The sequence below is a fragment of the Rathayibacter sp. PhB179 genome (genome assembly GCF_004345345.1).
GTDB classification, from domain to species: Bacteria; Actinomycetota; Actinomycetes; order Actinomycetales; family Microbacteriaceae; genus Rathayibacter; species Rathayibacter festucae.
The window spans coordinates 169,912-188,223 of the sequence record NZ_SLVD01000005.1 but is presented as its reverse complement, the minus strand read 5'-3'; the positions used below and the strand labels follow the sequence as shown (position 1 = coordinate 188,223).

Genomic DNA, 18,312 nt, shown 5'->3' with positions numbered 1-18,312 from the left:
CCAGGAAAGGCATCACATGACGACGACGTCGACCCCCAGCGGCACCGCCGCGGACGGTCGCGTCGCGCCGATCGCCGACCGGACGAGCACTCCTCGTCCGGTCGGCCCTCAGGCGCGGCGACGCCCCAAGCGGGACACCCTGGCCGGCTACGTGTTCCTCTCGCCGTGGCTGATCGGCTTCGTCGGGCTCACGCTCGGCCCGATGCTGATGTCCCTCTACTTCTCCTTCACCGACTACAACCTCTTCCGGGCGCCGGAGTGGATCGGCACCGGGAACTTCGAGCGCCTGTTCGGCGACCCGAAGTTCCTCCAGTCGGTGCAGCTCACCCTCGCCTACGTCTTCATCGGGACGCCGGTGAAGCTGGCCGCCGCCCTCGTCGTGGCGATGCTCCTCAACTACAGCGCGAAGGGCACCGGCTTCTTCCGCTCCGCCTTCTACGCGCCGTCGCTGATCGGCGCGAGCGTCAGCATCGCGATCGTCTGGCGCGCGATGTTCTCGACCGACGGACCGGTCGACTCGGGACTGCAGATCTTCGGCATCCAGATCGGCGGCTGGGTCGGCGTCCCCGCCCTGATCCTGCCGATGATGATCATCCTGGCCGTCTGGCAGTTCGGCGCCCCGATGGTGATCTTCCTGGCCGGCCTCAAGCAGGTCCCGGCCGAGCTCTACGAGGCCGCGATGGTCGACGGAGCGGGCCCGTGGCGGAAGTTCCGCAGCGTCACGCTGCCGATGCTCTCGCCGGTGATCTTCTTCAACCTGCTGCTCGAGATGATCAACGCCTTCCAGGTCTTCGCCTCGGCGTACATCATCGGCAACGGCACCGGCGGCCCGGCCGGCGCCACGAACTTCTACACGGTGTACCTCTACACCCGCGCCTTCACGAACAACCAGATGGGCTACGCCTCGGCGATGGCCTGGGTCCTCCTCCTCTTCGTCGGCGTCCTCGCCTTCGTCCTCTTCAAGACCCAGAAGAGCTGGGTGCACTACTCGGGAGACACACGATGACGACCTTCGACACCACGCTCCCCTCGGCCGACACGCAGGTGCTGACCGAGCCCGCACCCCGCCGGCGGCCGCGCCGCAAGCGCCCGAAGACCGCGACGCTGGTCTGGATCGCGGCGATGATCGTCCTCACCGCGATCGTGCTCTACCCGCTGGTCTGGATGGGCGCCGCGGCGTTCAAGCCGAACAGCGAGTTCGGCGGCCAGACCTCGCTGCTGCCGCAGAACCCGACGCTGGACAACTTCGTGAAGGTGCTCGCCGGCGTCGGCGGAGTCCCGCTCTGGCGGTTCTTCCTCAACTCGACGATCCTCGCGGTCGGCTCGGTCATCGGAGTGGTGATCTCCTCCTCGATGGCGGCCTACGCCTTCGCCCGGCTCGACTTCCGCGGCCGCCCGCTCTACTTCGCGCTGATGATCGGCACGCTGCTGCTGCCGATGCACGTCCTGCTCATCCCGCAGTACACGATCTTCCGCACCCTCGGGATGATGGACACCTACTGGCCGCTGCTGATCGGCAAGTTCCTCGCGACGGAGGCGTTCTTCGTCTTCCTGATGGTGCAGTTCATCCGCAACCTGCCGCGCGAGCTGGACGAGGCGGCCCGGATCGACGGCGCCGGCCACCTGCGCATCTTCGGCTCGATCACGATCCCGCTGATCCGACCGGCGCTGATCACCTCGTCGATCTTCGCCTTCATCTGGAGCTGGAACGACTTCCTCGGCCCGCTGCTCTACCTGAACACGCCCGACCAGCAGCCGCTGCCGCTCGCGCTCCGCGTCTACAACGACCAGACCTCGGCGTCGGACTACGGCGCGACGATCGCGGTCTCGGTGCTCGCGCTGCTGCCGGTGCTGATCTTCTTCATCGTCTTCCAGCGCTTCCTGGTCGACGGCGTCGCCACCCAGGGCCTCAAGGGATGAGCCGCGCGTCACGGGCGCAGCGCGAGGCCCGTGCGGCCGCCGCCGACGGCACGGCGCTGCGCTGGCCGGGGGCGGCGAACCGCTTCGCGCTGTTCGCCGAGGTCCTCTTCACGGGGCTCCTCGTCACGATCCTCGCCCTGCCGCTCGTGACGCTGCCGCTCGCCCTCGCGGTCGGGGCGCGGCATCTGCGCCGCTTCGTCCTCGACGAGCCGTCCTCGCTGCGCACGGCGCTGGCGGAGGCGCGCGCCGGGGTCCTGCGCTCGCTGCCGGTCGGTCTCGCGCTGCTGGCGCTGACCGCGGTGCTCGGCCTCGACCTGCTGGTCGCCTCGACCGGCGCGCTGCCCGGAGCGACCGCGGTCGCGGTGGTCTGCGCGGCGCTCCTCGCGGCCGCGCTCGTCGTCGTGCTGACGGCGTCGGCGCTCTGGCTGCCCGACTCGCGCTGGGTGCCGCTCCTGGGCGAGGCCGCGACGCTGGCGGTCCGCGACCTGCGCGGCTCCGGGGCGCTGCTGGTGGCGCTGGTGCTCGCCGCCGTGGTCACCTGGCAGCTGGCACCCTTGGTGGTGCCGGCGCTCGGCTGCACGGTGTTCGCCGCGCTCGCGGTGCGGCTGTCGCGGACGGCGCACGCGGCCCGCTGAGCACGACCCCACGACGATCGTCTCCGCGACGATCACCACCACGACTCGACGACGACCACTCGACCAATACGACTCCACGACGACCACGGAAGGCCCACGGCTCGGATGATCCACTACGGCGGCGACTACAACCCGGAGCAGTGGGACGAGAGCGTCTGGCCGGAGGACGCGCGGCGGATGCGCGAGGCCGGCGTCACGACCGTCAGCCTGGGCATCTTCGCCTGGGCACGGATCCAGCCGGACGAGGACACCTTCGACTTCGGCTGGCTCGACCGGATCCTCGACCTGCTGCACGAGCACGGCATCGCCGTCGACCTGGCGACGGCCACGGCCTCGCCGCCGCCGTGGGCCACGAGCAGATACCCGGGCATCCTGCCGCAGGACGAGAACGGCGCGACCTACTGGCCGGGCAGCCGCCAGGCCTACCGCCCCACCTCCCCCGACTACCGCCGGCTCGCGGCCCGGCTGGTGACGGCGATCGCCGAGCGGTACCACGACCACCCCGCGGTGGTGCTCTGGCACGTGAACAACGAGTACGCCTGCCACCTGCACCACGACTACTCCGACGACGCGGCCGCCGCGTTCCGGGTCTGGCTGGAGCGCAAGTACGACTCGATCGACGAGCTCAACCGGCGCTGGGGCACCTTCTTCTGGTCGCAGCGCTACGCGTCCTTCGCCGAGATCGTGCCGCCGCGGAAGGCGCCCTACAGCCACAACCCGGCCGGGCTGCTCGACTTCCGCCGCTTCACCTCGGACGCGCTGCTCGAGCTCTACACGATGGAGCGCGACATCCTCCGCGCCTCGGGGGCGACACAGCCGATCACGACCAACTTCATGGGCGCCTTCCCGCCGCTCGACTACTGGAAGTGGGCGGCCGAGGTCGACGTCGTCAGCGACGACAACTACGTCGATCCCGCCGATCCGGAGTCGTTCCGCACCGCCGCGTTCACCCGCGACCTTATGCGGTCGCTCAAGCCGGGCGTGCCGTGGCTGCTGATGGAGCAGGCCACCGGCGCCGTCAGCTGGCGGCCCTCCAACGCCGTGAAGGCGCCCGGGCAGATGGCCGCGCTGTCGATGCAGGCCGTCGGGCGCGGCGCGGACGGCGTGCTCTTCTTCCAGTGGCGGCAGTCGCGCCGGGGCAGCGAGAAGTTCCACTCGGCGATGCTGCCGCAGGCGGGCGTCGAGACGCGCACCTGGCGCGAGGTCGTCGAGCTCGGCCGGGTGCTCGGCGCGCTGCCGGCGCTGTCGGCGGAGTCGTCGAAGAGCATTTCGGCCGCCGGCCCGACCGGCTCCGGTGCCCGCATCGCGCTCGTCCTCGACTGGGAGAACTGGTGGGCGATCGGCAACCCGGACCACCCGGTCGTGCTCGACTTCCTGGAGCTCGTTCAGCGCTGGTACTCCGCGCTGCACCGGCAGAACCTCGCGGTCGACCTGGTGCTGCCAACGGCGGACCTGGCCGCGTACGACCTCGTGCTGCTCGCCCACTCCTATCTGCTCACCGACGCGGCCGCGGAGAACCTCACGGCGTTCGTCGAGCGGGGCGGCCGGCTGCTGGTCACCGCGTTCAGCGACGTGGTCGACGAGGACGACGCCTTCCGCGAGGGCGGCTTCCAGGTCGGGCTCCGCGAGGTGCTCGGTGTGTCGGTCCTCGAGTTCGCCGGGCTCGGGGCGGCCGGCGCGGAGGTCGCCGGTGCTCCCTTCGGCGTCCTGCGCGGCGAGCTGCTGGCGGAGGAGGTCGGCGTGCTCGTCGACCCGTCCGACGAGCGGCCGGTCGAGATCCTCGGCCGCTACTCCTCCGGACCCGCGGCGGGCACCCCGGCACTGACCGCGCGGCGCACCGGCACGGGCACGGCGCACTACCTCGCGACGATCCCGGACGACGCGGGCATGCTCGCGCTGACCGCCTGGCTGGCCGAGCAGTCCGGCGTCTCCCCCGTGCTGCAGACCGGGAGCCCCTGGGTCGAGGCGGCCCGCCGCGGCGACGTCCTCACGGTGATCAACCACGGCCAGGACCCCGTCGACGTCGCCGTCTCCGGCGCCGACCTCCTCACCGGCCGCCCCGTCGACTCGGTGCACCTCGCCCCCTACGCCTGGACCCTCCTCCGCCCCTGACGCCCTCTCCCCTCTCCCCCTCCGCGAGATGCCACTTGTACACACTTCTACCGGCGTGTCGCGCTCACAAGTGGCATCTCGCGGGGGGCGGAGTGGGCGGCCGCGATGTCGGCGGCGACGGCGTGCAGGGCCGAGCGGACGAGGCGGGCGGCGGGATCGAGCTCGCCGGACCAGGCGACCCGCAGCGAGCGGCCCGCCCAGCGCGGGCCCGCCACCGGCACGGCGACGACGCCGCGCGGCAGGCCGGCGATCGCGAGCGCGGGAACGGTCGTGACGCCCAGGCCCGCGGCGACGAAGGCGAGGCGGCTGCTCCAGCTGTCGATCTCGGCGACCACCCGCGGCTGCGCGAGCGCCGGCCACGCGCCGAACTGCGGCTCGCCCCGCGCGCCACGGCCGACCACCCAGTCCGCGCCCGCGAGATCGTCGACGCTCAGCTCCCGCGCGTGCGCCCACGGGTGCCGCTCGCCGACGGCGATGTGCAGCGACGCGGCCGGCAGCACTTCCGTGTCGATGCCCTCGAGGCCGTAGCCGTCGGGCTCGGCGCCGTCGGGTTCGGAGCCGACCGCGACGACCGCGAGGTCGAGGCGCCCCGTGCGCAGCCGCCGCAGCTGGACGGGCGTCGAGGACTCGACCAGGACGACGTCGATCGCCGGGTGCGCGCGGGTCACCCGGGCGATCGTCTCGGGCGCGAGGTGCATCGCGGCGGTCGCGAAGGCGCCGAGGCTCACCCGGCCGAGCATCGGACGATCGAGGTCGGCGATCTCACGGGCCGCGGTGTCGAGGTGGTCCAGGATGGCCGCGGCGTGCCGGGCGAGGCCGAGGGCGGCCGGGGTGGGCACGACGCCGCGCGGCCCGCGCTGGAAGAGCGGCGCGCCGACCGCCTCCTCGAGCGCGGCGATCTGCTTCGAGACGGCGGACTGGGTGAAGCCGGTCTGCTCGGAAGCGCCGGTGAAGGAGCCGGTGCGCAGCACGGCGACCAGCGCGCGGAGCAGCTGCGGGGGCACGTCGAGGGTCACCGCTCCAGTATGCGGGCGGCAGTCCATCGAGGAATGCCCGCGGTGCCGATCATTCGCTACCGGAAGGAGCGCGAGCCGGGGAGAGTGGCGGCATGACGACTCCGAGAACCTGGTTCCTGACCGGCACGTCCAGCGGCTTCGGCCGGCTCTGGGCCGAGGCGGCGCTCGAGCGCGGCGACCGCGTCGCGGCCACGGCCCGCGACTCCGGCAGCCTCGACGACCTCGCCGAGCGCTTCCCCGACCGCCTGCTCCCGCTCGCGCTGGACGTGACCGACCGCGACGGGGTGCTCGCCGCGGTCGACCGCGCGGAGCGGCACTTCGGCGGGATCGACATCGTGGTGAACAACGCCGGGTACGGCCACTTCGGCATGGTCGAGGAGCTGACCGAGCGCGAGATCCGCGAGCAGCTGGAGACGAACTTCTTCGGCGCGCTCTGGGTGACCCAGGCCGCGCTCCCGGCGCTGCGCCGCTCCCGGGGCCGGCTGCTGCAGGTCACCAGCGAGGGCGGCGTGCGCGCCTTCCCCGGCATCGGCGCGTACCACGCGTCGAAGTGGGCGCTCGAGGGGCTGAGCGAGTCACTGCGGCAGGAGGTGGCGGGCTTCGGCGTCCGGATCACCTGCATCGAGCCCGGCCCCTACGCCACCGACTGGCTCGCGCGCGGCTCGCGCCGGAGCGCCGAGCTGCCCGAGTACGCGGCGGTGCACGCGGACGGGCCGGACTTCTCCGTAGGTGACCCGTCGGCCACGAGTGCCGCGATCCTGCAGCTCGTCGACGCGGAGGAGCCGCCGGCGCGGCTCATCCTGGGGACGGTGCTGCCCGCGATCGAGGAGCTCTACGCCGAGCGCCTGCGCACCTGGCGCGAGTGGGACGACGTCTCGGTGCGGGCCTTCGGCACGCCGCAGTGAGCGACGCGGCGGAGGGTCCGCTCGGCCCGGTCCCGGGCTGGACCGGCGTCGCGGTGCGCGAGGTGGTCGACCCGCACGACCACGAGGTGACCGCGCCGGCGACCGACGCGCTGCAGCTGATCCTGGTGACCGCCGGCTCCTACCTGATCGAGAGCGCCCGCCCGCACGGCCGCTGGGCGCACGGGCACGCGGCGCCGGGACGCTCGGCCGCGACGGCGCCGGGGCGCGAGATCCGTGCGGCGTGGCGCAGCAGGAGCTCCGAGACGTTCCGCTCGCTGCACGTCACCGTCGCCGCGCCGCTGGTCGCGGGAGTCCTCGAGGGCGTCCGCGGGGCGTCCGTCGACCGGCTCGACTTCCTCGCGGTCGGCGAGGACTTCGTCCGCTCCGCGATGCTCGAGCTCGCCCGCGCCGCCCGCGCCGGAGCGCCGCCCGTGCTCGCCGACGCGGTGGGCACGGCGCTCGTCGCGCACCTGCTCTCCCTGCCGGAGCCCACCGCCGCCCCCGCTGGGCTCTCCCGCGCGCAGCTCGCCCTGGTGACCGACCACCTCGCGGCCCGGCTCGCCGACCCGGTGACCCTCGACGAGCTCGCCGCGCTGGTGCACCTCAGCCCCTTCCACTTCCTGCGCCGCTTCTCCGCCTCGACCGGCTCGACGCCGATGCGATACCTCACCGCCCTGCGGATGGAGCACGGTCGCGAGCTGCTGCGCCGCACCGACACCCCCGTGGCGGCGATCGCCGCGGCCTGCGGCTACGCGACGCCCGCCGCCTTCGCCGCCGCCTACCGCCGCCACCACGGCGCCAGCCCGCGCGAGCACCGGCCGCCCCGCTGACGGCTGCCGGGACGCCGGTCTCCTCCCCCTCCTCACGGGCCAGCGGCGCTCACCCGGCGAGACGTCCCGCCGCCGTCGAGGCGTCCTGCTCCGCGTGGACGCCTCGACCGCACCGGGACGCCTCGCCGCCTGGCGGGTGCGAAGGCGCTCCCGCCTCCCGCGCCACAGAGGCGTCGAGCCGCGTCCCGGCCCGCATCCGCCACGATCGCGGGCCATCCTTCTCGCGTGATGTGCAGTGCGGACGAGGACGACGACGGCGAGGAGACGCTGTCGTCGTCGTCGCCGACGCGCCGGCCACCGCGATCGAGCGGGAGGCGACGGTGAACCCCGCGTCCGAGCGGGTCGCTCGTTCGGTGATCATCGCAGCAGGCGGCGGCGTCGTCGGAGCGATCCTGCGCAGTCTGCTTCCGCCGTTCGTCCTCGATGAACCGTTCTGGCGGGACTTCTGGAGCGGACCGCCCACCGCTGGTCTCTTCGCCGTCACCGCCGCGACGATCGCCTTCTTCCCGGCGTTCCGTTCGACACGCATCGCGCGTGAGACGGCCGCTCGCGATCAGTGGTGGAAGCGGGCGGAGTGGGCACTGCGCTTGTCGAGTTCGGCGATCCGGGCCGATCGAGAAGTCGCCAACGACGCGCTGACGGCGTTGCTGAACGAGGCGACCGAGACCGAGGCACGGATGATCTACCGGACCATCGAGAATCTGCAAGGTGACGAGGACGTGGACACGTCGCCCGGACCTCACGAGAATCGACAGTGGAGGTGGTCGCTGTGGCGCCGGTGAGCAGAGGGACGAGCGATCTGCAGCGGAGGATCGCAGAAGGCAGGGCTGAGCCGATCAGCGACCGAGAACGAGCGCAACTCCGGGAGATGCGGGAGATCTACGTCCGCCGCTTCGGCAGGGATCCGGACGCGAGGCCCGCTGACAAGTCGAGGTAGGCGCGGCGTCACCGGCAAGCGGCGCTCACCCGGCGAGACGTCCCGCCGACGTCGAGGCGTCCTGCTCCGCGTGGACGCCTCGACCGCATCGGGACGCCTCGCCGTTCCGGACGGAGGGTGACTCGGAGTCAGGCGCCTCCCCGCCGCGAGCGACCGCGCAGCACCGGCACTGCGGTGGCGCCGAGCATCGCGCAGCCCGCGGCGGCGACGGTCGCGGCGACGACGGTCTCGGTCCACGGGGTGGTGTCGAAGGACTGGTAGCCGGTGATCGCGGGCGCGACGACGAAGGTCGCGATCAGCAGTCCCGGGAGGGTGCTGCCGAGCAGGCAGGCGTACGCCAGCGCCGCCCCTACCGACCTCCGGTGCGCCTGCGCGGCGAGGGCTCCGAGGCCGACGACGGGCACCAGCCCCAGCATCATCTGCAGGAAGGGGAGCTGCAGCGGAGTGGGCGCGCCGATCAGCCCCGACAGCACTCCGTGCAGCCCGTTCAGCCCGAGGACGCCGGCGACCAGGAGCGCCGTCAGGCGGAGGAGACCGCCCCCGCCGATCGCCCGCGCCGACACCGGCAGGGCGATGGCGATCAGCAGCAGGCCCGCGCCGTGCACCTGCGCCGCCGTGCCGAGGGGCTCCCACGGATCCGCGGGGATCAGGTAGTCGAAGAGATGATCCTCGACCGACCGGTCCGTCCGCGTCCAGCCCTCGCTCGCGGTGACCCAGCGCTGCAGCGAGGCCTGCAGCTGCAGCAGCGCCGCCCCGAGCAGAAGCGCCGCGGCGAGCAGCGCCCCGCGCGGCGATCCCTGTCCACTCCGCGCGTCCGCCGCGGACGTGCGCACCGTCTCTCGCTCCGCCATGGGCGGCAGGCTAGCGCCGCCCGGCCAACGGCGGGAGAACCAGCGGTGCACGGCCCGGGAGGGATCCGCCGGCCTCCTGTGCGTGGGTCTCCGCGGAAGCGTGCCGAGGAGCGGTGACCGCCGAGCTCGGGCTCGCAGAACCTGCTCCGGCTCGTCGGAGCACGCGGGTGCCACGAGCCGAGGCGGTTCCGACGAGCCGGACGTCCGCGGGCCGGTCAGCGCCCGTCGCCCGCAGCCAGCAGCTCCCGGACCGTGCGCGGCTCGCGCCCCAGCAGGCTCGCGAGCGTCGGGTCCGTCCCCGCGAAGAAGCCGGCCGCCGCCGCCTGGTGCATGCCGAGCAGGAAGCGCGCCTGCGGCTCCGGCTGCCCGGCGGCGACGCGGCGCGCGAGCCACTCGTCGTCGCCGAGGATCCGGAACTCGATCGGCCGCCCCGCGACGTCCGCGGCGAGCTCCGCGACCTCCGCGAAGGTCGGCGCCTCGAGGGCGGTGAGGGTGACCGGTCCGTCGTGCGCCTCGTCCGCGAGCAGGAGGAGAGCGGCGGCCTCCGCCGCGTCCTCCCGCGCCGTCCACGAGACGGGGCCGTCGGACGGCACCTCGATGACACCGGTCGAGCGCCAGTCGCCGAGGAAGAACGCGAGGCTGTGGGCGTAGAAGCCGTTCCGCAGCGAGGTCCAGGCGACTCCCGACTCCGCCAGCAGCTGCTCGGTCGCGGCGTGATCGCGGCCCGGCCCGAACGGGGTGTCCGGCGAGGCGCCCTGGTGGCTGGTGTAGAGGATGCGGCCGACCCCGGCCTCGACGGCGGCCTCGACCGCGGCGCGGTGCAGGGCCGGCGCATCGGCTCCCGGGTCGTTCGAGGAGACGAGCAGCAGCTGGTCGGCGCCCGCGAACGCGCCGGGCAGGGACGCGGAGTCGGCGTAGTCACCGCGCCGCACCACGACACCCCGGTCGGCGAAGCGCGCGGCCTTCGCGGTGTCCCGCGCGACGACGACGATCTCGGCGGCGGGCAGGGAGTCGAGGAGGTGGTCGACGGTGGCGCCGTTGAGCGCTCCGGTGGCGCCGGTGACGATGATCATGGAGGGCCTTTCGAGCGGGGACCACCGGGTATCGGTGATACTGCTCGAACGATAACCCTGGAATACCAGCGATAGCAACAGTGCGATATCGTCGATCCATGACCGCGCCCCCCACGGACACCCGAGCCCGCATCGTCGACGCGGCGGCCCGCCTCCTGCGCGAGGCCGGCCCAGCGGCCGTCACCACCCGCGGCGTCGCGGAGGCGGCCGGCCTGCAGGCTCCGGCGATCTACCGCCTCTTCGGCGACAAGGACGGCCTGCTCGAGGCGGTCGCCGAGCACGTGCTGAGCAGCTGGGTCGCCGAGAAGTCGGCCGTCGTCGAGGAGGCCGCGGCCGGCGACGTCGACCCGATCGAGGATCTCCGCGCCGGCTGGACGGCGCAGATCGAGTTCGGCCTCGCGAATCCCGCACTCTTCCGCCTGCTCAGCGACCCGGCCCGCGCGGCCGCCTCACCGGCGGCGACGTCGGGGAGGCGGGTTCTCGCGGCGCGGATCCAGCGGGTCGCGGCCGCCGGTCGCCTCCGCGTCCCTGAGGACCGCGCCGTCGGGCTGATCCAGACCGCGGGGACCGGCGTCGTGACGACCCTGCTCTCCTCCCCCGCGGCGGAGCGCGACGCGGGTCTCGCCGACGCCGCGTTCGAGGCGGTGCTCGCCGGGATCCTCACCGAGCAGCCGCCCGCCGCGGACGACGCGCCACTCGCCGCCGTCGTCGCCGTCCGTGCCCTTTCGCCGCGGCTCGCCGATCTCCGGCCGGCCGAGCGCGAGCTGCTGCGCGACTGGCTCGACCGCGTGCTCGACGGCGGCGTGCGGCGACGGACCGCGGAGGACTGACAGGATCGCCGGGTGCCCTCCTCCGCCGCCTGCATCACCGAGCGCGACGTCGACTGGACGATCGACGACAGCGACGCGGCCGTCGTCGTCGCGACGAGTTACGGCCGGGATCCCGTGGTCGAGGTCGTGCTGGACGCCGGCCTGTCCGGTGGTCGCGAGATCCTCGCCGCCCTCGCCCCGGCGGTCTCCTCGGTGCCGGCGACACGGAGGTGCTCGTGAGCGGCGCGCGACCCGGAGGCTCGGCCGGCCGCGCGCCCGGAGCCCGCGGGCGCGAGCACGCCGCCAGAGCCGTGCTGGGCGCGATGCTGGCGCTCGTGCCGCTCGCGATCGGGGCGCTCGTCGACAGCGCGAACGGGACCGCGGCCACTCCCCTGTCGGCCGACCCGGGCTTCGTCCTCCTCGCCCTCGGCGGGCTCGCCGTCTGCGCGGCGGTGGCGAGTCTGCCGGTCGGCGCCGCGACGTACCTGCTGGACCGCCTGATCGAGCGCGTCTGGACCAGCAGCGGAGGGCGCCTGGCCGCGCAGGTCGTGGCGAACGCCCTCATCGGCGGTGGAGCCGGCCTGCTCCTCGGCGGGCTCGTCGCCCCGTTCTGGCGTCCGATCGAGCGCGCACTCGTCTTCACCGGCCCGTGGGCGCTGGCCGCCGCCGCCCTGGTCCTCCTCTCGGCCGTCCTGCGGAGCCGCCGAGCTTCATGCTGATCGAGTAGTCCGCGAAGCGGGCGTATCGAGACCCGCCGGCGCCGGCACGAGAGCCTGCAGGCCCGACGTCTCTGCGGTGGGAGGGTCTCGATACGCCCCTGCGGGGCTACTCGACCAGCATGCACTTGCTGATCGAGTAGCGCGCGCAGCGGGCGAATCGAGATCCGCCGGCGTCCGAGCGTCACTCCGCCGCGTTCTCCTTCTGCGGCGGGCACTCGCCGCCGGGCTCGGTCGCCAGCTCGAAGTGCCACATCTCGTTGCCGTAGGTCTGGCAGAGGCCGTAGTCGGCGCCGTGCTGGCTGAGCCAGCTGTCCGCGTCGGTGTAGCCGATGTCGATGGCGTCGCCGGTCACGTGCGCCGAGAGCTCGGGGGTGCTCACCCACTTCCGGGCCTCCTCGAGGCTGCCGTACTCCTGCACGGCGTCGTCGAGGAGCGCCTGCTGGTACGCGGCGCTCCGCCAGCCGGACGTGACGACCGTCTCGACGCCGTCGGCCGCCATCGCGTCGGCCGCCGCCTCGACGGCCGCCCGCAGCGCGGGGTCGAGGTTCGCGATGACCGGCAGGTGGTCGTCGTGGATCGAGACGGAGTCGCCGACGCCGAGGTAGCCGTCCTCGACGGAGCGGCCGGTGTCGCCGGACACGGTGGTGAGGCCGGCGAAGCCGCCGGAGACCTGCTCGGCGACGGTGCAGCCGGTGAGGCCGAGTGCCGCGACGAGGAGGAGGACGCCGGCGCGGGCCCGGATTCGCTGGTGGTGCTGCCTCATGGTCGATCCCTTCTGCGGCCGCCGTTCGGATCGGCGGTGCGGGGACCACTCCACCGCGGAGGGTGTTGCGGGGGCGTAGGGCTTTTTGGAGACGCCCGCGATACACCGCGGCTCGTAGCATCGACCGCATGCGTGTTCTGGTGGTCGAGGACGAGCCCCTGATGGCGGAGGCGATCCGCGACGGGCTCCGCCTCGAGGCGATCGCCGCCGACCTCGCCGGCGACGGCGACACCGCGCTGGAGCTGCTGGGACTCACCGCCTACGACCTCGTCGTCCTCGACCGGGACATCCCGGGCCCGTCGGGCGACGAGGTCGCCGCCGCGATCGTCGCGTCCGGGAGCGGCGTCCCGATCCTGATGCTCACCGCCGCCGACCGGCTGGACGACAAGGCGTCGGGCTTCGAGCTGGGCGCCGACGACTACCTGACGAAGCCGTTCGAGCTGCGCGAGCTCGTCCTGCGACTCCGGGCCCTGGACCGCCGACGCGCGCGCAGCCGCCCGCCGGTGCGCGAGATCGCGGGGCTCCGCCTGGACCCGTTCCGGCGCGAGGTGCACCGCGACGGGCGCTACGTCGCGCTCACTCGCAAGCAGTTCGCGGTGCTGGAGGTCTTGATGGGCGCCGAGGGCGGCACGATCAGCGCCGAGGAGCTGCTCGAGCGGGCCTGGGACGAGAACGCGGATCCGTTCACGAACGCGGTGCGCATCACGATCTCCGCCCTCCGCAAGCGCCTCGGCGAGCCGTGGCTGATCGGCACGCTGCCCGGAGTCGGCTACCGCATCCTCACGGACGATGCCGTCGACGAGAGCGGCGACGGCACCCGTGGCTAGGCCGCCCGGCATCACCGCCCGCGTTCGCCTGACCGTCAGCTACGCCGGCTTCCTGCTGCTCGCCGGCGGCCTCCTGCTCACCGTCGTCTGGCTGTTCCTGCTGCGCTACATCCCCGCGGAGGCGGTGGTCGCCGGCGACGGCACCGACGGCTTCCGCCCCGGGCGCGACGACCTGCTCCGCGCCTTCACGCCCGCCGCCGTCGCCGCCCTGGCGCTCCTGCTGCTCTTCGGAATGGTCGGCGGCTGGTTCCTGGCCGGCCGGATGCTCGCCCCGCTTCGCGGATCACCCGCGCCACCCGCCTCGCCGCGGCCGGGGACCTCTCGCACCGGATCGCGCTCGAGGGCCGGCGGGACGAGTTCCGCGAGCTCGCCGACGGCTTCGACGCCATGCTCGAGCGGATCGAGGCGCACGACGCGGAGCAGCGGCGGTTCGCGGCGAACGCCTCGCACGAGCTGCGCACCCCGCTCGCGATCACGCGGACGCTCCTCGAGGTGGCGCGCGACGATGCGGACCGCGACGTCGACGCGCTGGTCGCCCGCCTCGGGAGCGTCAACACGAGGGCGATCGAGCTCGTCGAGGCGCTGCTGCTGCTCGGCCGGGCCGACCAGCGCTCCTTCGCCCGCGAGAGCGTGGACCTGTCGCTCCTGGCGGAGGAGGCGGTCGAGACGCTGCTGCCCCTCGCCGAGCGGGGCGGCGTCGCCCTGGAGACCGCCGGCGGCGTGGCCCGCACCTCGGGTTCGCCGGCGCTGCTGCAGCAGCTGAGCGTCAACCTGCTGCACAACGCGATCGTGCACAATCTGCCGGCGGGCGGCTGGGTGCGGCTCGGCACGAGCGTCGACGCGGGCTCCGCCGTCCTCGTGATCGAGAACTCCGGGGCGCCCCTCGACCCGCTGTCCCTCCCCGCGCTGACGGAGCCGTTCCAGCGCGGAGCCGCGCGGGTCCGCACCGAGCACGCCGGGACGGGCCTCGGCCTCGCCATCGCGGCGAGCATCGTCCGCGCGCACGGCGGTGAGCTGGACCTCACCGCACGACACGAGGGCGGACTCCGCGTCGCGGTGCGGCTGCCCGGGGCCTGAGTCCGGCGCTGCTGAGTCCGGCGCTGCTGAGCGAGCGCTACTGCTCGCCGCCCTGCTCCCCCGCGGCGAGCGCCGCCTGCAGCGTGCGGATGAACGCGCCGAGCGCACCGGAGGCCAGGAGTCCCGGCCCGAGCGGACCGGAGGCGTCCTCGCCGAGCAGCGGCAGGCGCGCCAGGGCCGTCCGCACCGGGGCGCTCATCCCCGCCAGCTGCCGGTCGATCTCGGCCGCGCCGCCGCGGCCCGGGTCGGCCAGCTCGGCCGCCTTCGCCGCGAACGCCGCGGCACCCAGCGCGTGCGCGCCGAGGTGCGCGACTCCGGAGGCCTGCCCCGCCGACCAGGCCGCCGCCTTCGCCGCGGGCGACGTCGCCGACTGCGACGCCCGGCCCGCCTCGAAGCGGCGCCGGATCTCCCCGGCCGCGCTCAGCTCGCCGCGGGCGAAGGCACGTGCCCGGGCGATGCCGTCCCGGGCGCGGTCGTCGTCGGGTGCCTCCGCCTGGAAGAGCGGCAGGACCCGCTCGGCGCAGTCGGCGGCCCAGGCGGCGACGAGCCGGCGGTCCTCCTCGGTCAGGGTCTGCGGAGAGGGCATGCCAGCACTCTGGCAGACGCCCGGCGGACGCTCCGGGCGCGGATCCTCCCCGGCCTCTTGTCGTGCCGCGCACTTCTGGGCAGTGTTGCCCGCATGAGCCTCTACCTCTCCTGCCCCGTCGCGAGCGTCGAGCGCGCCACCGCCTTCTACACCGCCCTGGGCTGGAGTCGGAACGAGGCGATGTCGAACGAGAACGTCGCCTGCTTCGCGATCGCGCCGGATCAGTACCTGATGCTCAGCAGCCGCGAGATGTACGCGAGCGTCGGCGGCACCGAGGAGCTGATCGGCGGTCCGGACACCCCCTCGAAGATGACCGTCTCCTTCGACCTCGGCAGCCGTGAGGCCGTCGACGAGCTGACCGAGCGCGCCGGCGCCGCGGGCGGCCGCATCGGCGACACCGACGAGTACCCCTTCATGTACCAGCGCCAGTTCGACGACCCCGACGGCTACCACTACTCCCCCTTCTGGATGAACCCCGACGCCTGACGGCTGCACCGGCGGCCGGCGAGGCGTCCTCGAACCGTCGAGACGTCCACCTGCACCGGGACGCCTCGACCGTTCGGGGACGCCTCGACCGTTCGAGGACGCCTCGGCGCCGCCGCCGGGCATAGTGGGCACATGACTGCTGCAGCCGACGTCCTCCTCCGCGGGCCCCGGGGGCGCCGCCTCTGCTGGGAGTACGCGACGGCGGCGGACCCCGAGCTGCACACTGCGGCGTTCCTCCTCGCGCACGCCGCGGGCGGCGGCGGGGAGTCGGTCCTGATGTACGCCTCCGAGGACGGCGCGGACGCTCGCGATCTGCCGGTCCCCACACCCGAGAGCCTCGCCGCGATGATCGCGGCGCTCCCGCGGACCCCGGCGGAGGACGACGCCGTCCGCGCCGCGTTCCGCAGGAGCGTCGACACGGCGTACTCCTGGCAGGAGCCCGACGCCGAGGACGTCCTCGCCGCACTGCCGGAGCTCCGCGCCGCGCTGCTTCCCGTCGCCGAGCGCGTGCTCGCCTCCCCGGCCGCGGCGACGTGGACGAGTCCCGCCACCCGGACTCAGTGGGCCGTCGACTGGCGCCCCGACACCGCCCGCCCGCTCCCGACCGGCGCCGCCGCGCTCCTGGACGAGTGGTCCGCAGCCCGCCGCGCCGACGAGGAGCAGTCCGCCCGCGAGCGACCGGCCGACCCGGCCGCGAGCTTCTCCGGCTCGTGGTGGTCGCTCCCCCTCCGGCTGCTGCGCACGCAGTCCCGGATCGAGGATCTGCTGGAGCTGGTCGAGGACGCCGCCGGACTCGACACCGCGACCGTGATCCCGGTGACCAGCGCCGGCCGCACGCTGGAGATCGGCAGCGCCGAGGACTGGGCCGAGCTCTGCCGCGCCTACCCCGCCGAGGTCACCGCCTCCCGCCGGCACGACTGGTACCGGGTGACCGGCGGGGAGGGCCGCTGGCTGCTCCCGGACTGGCAGCGCGTCGCCGCCGAGTGGGACGCCGTGCACCTCACCGCGCTCGGCTACCTCTCGGGCGCGACCCGGCTGATCCCGGTCGACGACGGCTACTCCTCCGTGATCGCCGGCTGGGCCCCGGACAGCACCCTGTGGCTGACGGACACCGCCCGGGAGTCGGACCGGTCCCGCCAGCAGTGGCGCCGGAGCGGCCGCGACCACTGGGCGCGCACCGGCTGACGGCGCGGGTTCAGCCGAGCTGCGTCAGCGCCTCCCGCAGGCGGTCGAGCGCGGCGGTGGCGAGGGCCGGCAGCTCGCCGTCCCGGCCCTCGGACCACTCGGCGAACGACTCCTTGAAGGCGAGCACCCCGAGCTCGGCGGCGGCGTCGGCGACCGCCGGGGCGACCCCGCGCTCGCGGAGGGCGTCGGCCATCGCCGTCGCCATCCCGACCTTCTTCAGCAGAGCCCGCTGCTGCAGCTCTGCGCTGGTGGCGATCACCGCCTCGAGCCGCGGCCCGAGCTCACGGTTGAAGGGCGTCATCGCGCCGGACGCCGACACCAGACCGGCGGCGACCGCCTGCATCGGCGTCGCCCCGGCCGGAGCCTCGCGCACCCCCTGCGCGAGCAGCGCCGAGAGCGTCTCCTGACCGGCGGCGAGCACGTCGCGCTTGTCGGGGAAGTGCCGGAAGAACGTGCTCCGGGTCAGCCCGGCCCGATCGGCGATCTGCGCCACCGTGGTCTCGTCGTAGCCCTGCTCGGTGAACAGGTGCAGAGCGGCGGAGACGAACCGCTCGCGGGCATCGGGTTCCCAGCGTGGCATGGGGAGATCCTACCGTGACGCGACACGAGTCCCATCGCGGGGCTACAGTGATGGGACATCGATCCCATCACTCAGAAGGAGTCCTCCCATGCGCATCCTCCTCACCGGCGCCCCGGGCGCAATCGGCCTCGCCGTCACCGAGGATCTCGTCGCCCACGGCCACGAGGTGCTCGGTCTCGCCCGGTCGGAGTCGGCCGCCCGCCGGGTCCTCGACGCCGGCGGCGAGCCCCTCCGCGGCGAGCTCGCCGACCTCGAGCTGCTGGCGGACACCGCCCGTGCCACTGACGGCGCGATCCACCTCGCCTTCAGCAACGACTTCTCCGACCTCGAGCGCAGCATCGCGGAGGAGGGCGCGGCGATGGACGCGATCGGCGCCGCGCTCGTCGGCACCGGCAAGCCGTTCTCCCTCGTCTCGGGCACGACCTTCTCCGCCGGTACCTTCGCGACCGAGCACGACCCGCTGACCACCACCGGCCCGGTCGGCGGCCGCGGGGTCAACGCCGCGCGAGTCCTGGGTCTGGCGGAGCAGGGCGTCCGGACGACCGCCGTCCGGCTCCCCCGGTCGGTGCACGAGCGCGACGTCGCCTACGGCTTCGCCGGGCTCCTCATCCAGGCCGCGCAGCGCTCCGGAGTCTCCGCCTACGTCGGCGACGGCGGCCAGCGCTGGCCGGCCGTGCACCGTCGCGACGCGTCGTCGCTGTTCCGCCTGATGATCGAGCGGGGCGAGGCGGGGACGGCCGTGAACGCCGTCGCCGACGAGGGCGACACGATGCTCGCGATCGCCACGGTCATCGGGCGGCGCCTCGGCCTGCCCGTCGAGCAGGTGCCGGCGGAGACGTTCGGACCCCTCGGCGAGATCTTCGCGATGGACCAGCCCGCGTCGAGCGCCTGGACCCGCAGCACCTACGGCTGGGCGCCGACCCACCCGAGCCTGCTCGCGGACCTCGAGGCGGGCGACTACCCGGCCCGGAGCTGACCCCGGCCTCCGTGCGCTTCGGCGG

20 protein-coding genes and 1 pseudogene are annotated in these 18,312 nt (G+C 74.1%); 15 read left to right on the top strand and 6 right to left on the bottom strand.

What is annotated here, in order from left to right; genetic code table 11:
* Positions 1-16 precede the first annotated feature (16 nt).
* From EDF43_RS12300 to EDF43_RS12285, 4 genes are all read left to right on the top strand, one after another.
* Entirely contained in the window at positions 17-1,006 is a 990-nt protein-coding gene (locus EDF43_RS12300; RefSeq protein ID WP_123703775.1) for a sugar ABC transporter permease, read from the top strand.
* On the top strand, positions 1,003-1,920 hold the full coding sequence (locus EDF43_RS12295) for a carbohydrate ABC transporter permease (RefSeq protein WP_123703773.1): 918 nt from the start codon (positions 1,003-1,005) through the stop codon (positions 1,918-1,920). Before EDF43_RS12300 ends, EDF43_RS12295 begins: the two co-directional genes overlap by 4 nt.
* Positions 1,917-2,555 carry a hypothetical protein gene (locus tag EDF43_RS12290; protein ID WP_132437143.1) on the top strand — a complete coding sequence of 213 codons (639 nt, stop codon included), beginning with the start codon at positions 1,917-1,919 and terminating at the stop codon, positions 2,553-2,555. Before EDF43_RS12295 ends, EDF43_RS12290 begins: the two co-directional genes overlap by 4 nt.
* A 105-nt stretch (positions 2,556-2,660) precedes the next feature.
* Positions 2,661-4,667: a beta-galactosidase gene (locus EDF43_RS12285; protein ID WP_132437142.1), complete on the top strand. Its 2,007-nt coding sequence runs from the start codon at positions 2,661-2,663 to the stop codon at positions 4,665-4,667.
* Positions 4,668-4,714: 47 nt separating this feature from the next.
* Here EDF43_RS12285 and EDF43_RS12280 read toward each other — a convergent pair whose 3' ends face one another.
* Complete coding sequence (locus EDF43_RS12280; RefSeq protein ID WP_165909089.1) at positions 4,715-5,683, bottom strand: LysR family transcriptional regulator; 969 nt, start codon at positions 5,681-5,683, stop codon at positions 4,715-4,717.
* A gap of 92 nt (positions 5,684-5,775) precedes the next feature.
* Between EDF43_RS12280 and EDF43_RS12275 the strand changes: the two genes are divergently transcribed.
* The 3 genes from EDF43_RS12275 (at position 5,776) to EDF43_RS12265 (ending at position 8,200) form a co-directional block, all read left to right on the top strand.
* Complete coding sequence (locus EDF43_RS12275; RefSeq protein ID WP_132437140.1) at positions 5,776-6,588, top strand: SDR family NAD(P)-dependent oxidoreductase; 813 nt, start codon at positions 5,776-5,778, stop codon at positions 6,586-6,588.
* The gene (locus EDF43_RS12270; RefSeq protein WP_132437139.1) at positions 6,585-7,418 is read left to right on the top strand and encodes an AraC family transcriptional regulator; all 834 of its coding nucleotides are present in this window, start codon (positions 6,585-6,587) and stop codon (positions 7,416-7,418) included. Before EDF43_RS12275 ends, EDF43_RS12270 begins: the two co-directional genes overlap by 4 nt.
* 353 nt (positions 7,419-7,771) lie before the next feature.
* Positions 7,772-8,200: a hypothetical protein gene (locus EDF43_RS12265; RefSeq protein ID WP_132437138.1), complete on the top strand. Its 429-nt coding sequence runs from the start codon at positions 7,772-7,774 to the stop codon at positions 8,198-8,200.
* Positions 8,201-8,483: 283 nt separating this feature from the next.
* Here the strand turns inward: EDF43_RS12265 and EDF43_RS12260 are convergent, their stop codons facing one another.
* Positions 8,484-9,206 carry a hypothetical protein gene (locus EDF43_RS12260; protein WP_132437137.1) on the bottom strand — a complete coding sequence of 241 codons (723 nt, stop codon included), beginning with the start codon at positions 9,204-9,206 and terminating at the stop codon, positions 8,484-8,486.
* 215 nt (positions 9,207-9,421) lie between these two features.
* A complete protein-coding gene (locus tag EDF43_RS12255) occupies positions 9,422-10,279 on the bottom strand; it encodes an NAD(P)H-binding protein (protein WP_123737107.1) in 858 nt (285 codons plus the stop codon).
* Positions 10,280-10,377: 98 nt separating this feature from the next.
* Between EDF43_RS12255 and EDF43_RS12250 the strand changes: the two genes are divergently transcribed.
* Genes EDF43_RS12250 through EDF43_RS12240 form a run of 3 tightly spaced genes read left to right on the top strand, consistent with a single transcriptional unit; the run spans position 10,378 to position 11,807 of the window.
* Positions 10,378-11,109 carry a TetR/AcrR family transcriptional regulator gene (locus EDF43_RS12250; protein ID WP_132437136.1) on the top strand — a complete coding sequence of 244 codons (732 nt, stop codon included), beginning with the start codon at positions 10,378-10,380 and terminating at the stop codon, positions 11,107-11,109.
* Positions 11,110-11,121: 12 nt separating this feature from the next.
* A complete protein-coding gene (locus tag EDF43_RS12245) occupies positions 11,122-11,328 on the top strand; it encodes a hypothetical protein (RefSeq protein ID WP_132437135.1) in 207 nt (68 codons plus the stop codon).
* Complete coding sequence (locus EDF43_RS12240) at positions 11,325-11,807, top strand: hypothetical protein (RefSeq protein ID WP_132437134.1); 483 nt, start codon at positions 11,325-11,327, stop codon at positions 11,805-11,807. The genes EDF43_RS12245 and EDF43_RS12240 overlap by 4 nt, the downstream gene beginning before the upstream one ends.
* 181 nt (positions 11,808-11,988) lie before the next feature.
* Here the strand turns inward: EDF43_RS12240 and EDF43_RS12235 are convergent, their stop codons facing one another.
* The gene (locus EDF43_RS12235; RefSeq protein ID WP_132437133.1) at positions 11,989-12,570 is read right to left on the bottom strand and encodes a M15 family metallopeptidase; all 582 of its coding nucleotides are present in this window, start codon (positions 12,568-12,570) and stop codon (positions 11,989-11,991) included.
* A gap of 128 nt (positions 12,571-12,698) precedes the next feature.
* Here EDF43_RS12235 and EDF43_RS12230 point away from each other — a divergent pair, with 128 nt between their 5' ends.
* Together EDF43_RS12230 and EDF43_RS12225 are read left to right on the top strand one after the other, a co-directional pair.
* Positions 12,699-13,397, top strand: a complete 699-nt coding sequence (locus tag EDF43_RS12230; RefSeq protein ID WP_132437132.1) for a response regulator transcription factor — start codon at positions 12,699-12,701, stop codon at positions 13,395-13,397.
* Positions 13,360-14,474, top strand: a pseudogene (locus tag EDF43_RS12225) (HAMP domain-containing sensor histidine kinase). Before EDF43_RS12230 ends, EDF43_RS12225 begins: the two are co-directional and overlap by 38 nt.
* Positions 14,475-14,511: 37 nt before the next feature.
* On the opposite strand, the gene EDF43_RS12220 reads toward EDF43_RS12225, so the two are convergent.
* Positions 14,512-15,060 (bottom strand): putative immunity protein, encoded by a 549-nt coding sequence (locus tag EDF43_RS12220; protein ID WP_132437131.1) that lies wholly within the window; start codon positions 15,058-15,060, stop codon positions 14,512-14,514.
* Between the two features lie 93 nt (positions 15,061-15,153).
* Between EDF43_RS12220 and EDF43_RS12215 the strand changes: the two genes are divergently transcribed.
* Together EDF43_RS12215 and EDF43_RS12210 are read left to right on the top strand one after the other, a co-directional pair.
* Positions 15,154-15,546, top strand: a complete 393-nt coding sequence (locus EDF43_RS12215) for a VOC family protein (RefSeq protein WP_123703755.1) — start codon at positions 15,154-15,156, stop codon at positions 15,544-15,546.
* A 132-nt stretch (positions 15,547-15,678) separates the two neighbouring features.
* Positions 15,679-16,731 (top strand): hypothetical protein, encoded by a 1,053-nt coding sequence (locus tag EDF43_RS12210; RefSeq protein ID WP_132437130.1) that lies wholly within the window; start codon positions 15,679-15,681, stop codon positions 16,729-16,731.
* A 10-nt stretch (positions 16,732-16,741) separates the two neighbouring features.
* Here the strand turns inward: EDF43_RS12210 and EDF43_RS12205 are convergent, their stop codons facing one another.
* Positions 16,742-17,311, bottom strand: coding sequence for a TetR/AcrR family transcriptional regulator (locus tag EDF43_RS12205; RefSeq protein WP_132437129.1), 570 nt, complete (start codon positions 17,309-17,311; stop codon positions 16,742-16,744).
* A gap of 88 nt (positions 17,312-17,399) precedes the next feature.
* On the opposite strand from EDF43_RS12205, the gene EDF43_RS12200 reads away from it, so the two are divergent.
* Positions 17,400-18,287 (top strand): NAD-dependent epimerase/dehydratase family protein, encoded by an 888-nt coding sequence (locus EDF43_RS12200; protein ID WP_132437128.1) that lies wholly within the window; start codon positions 17,400-17,402, stop codon positions 18,285-18,287.
* The last annotated feature ends 25 nt before the right edge of the window (positions 18,288-18,312 follow it).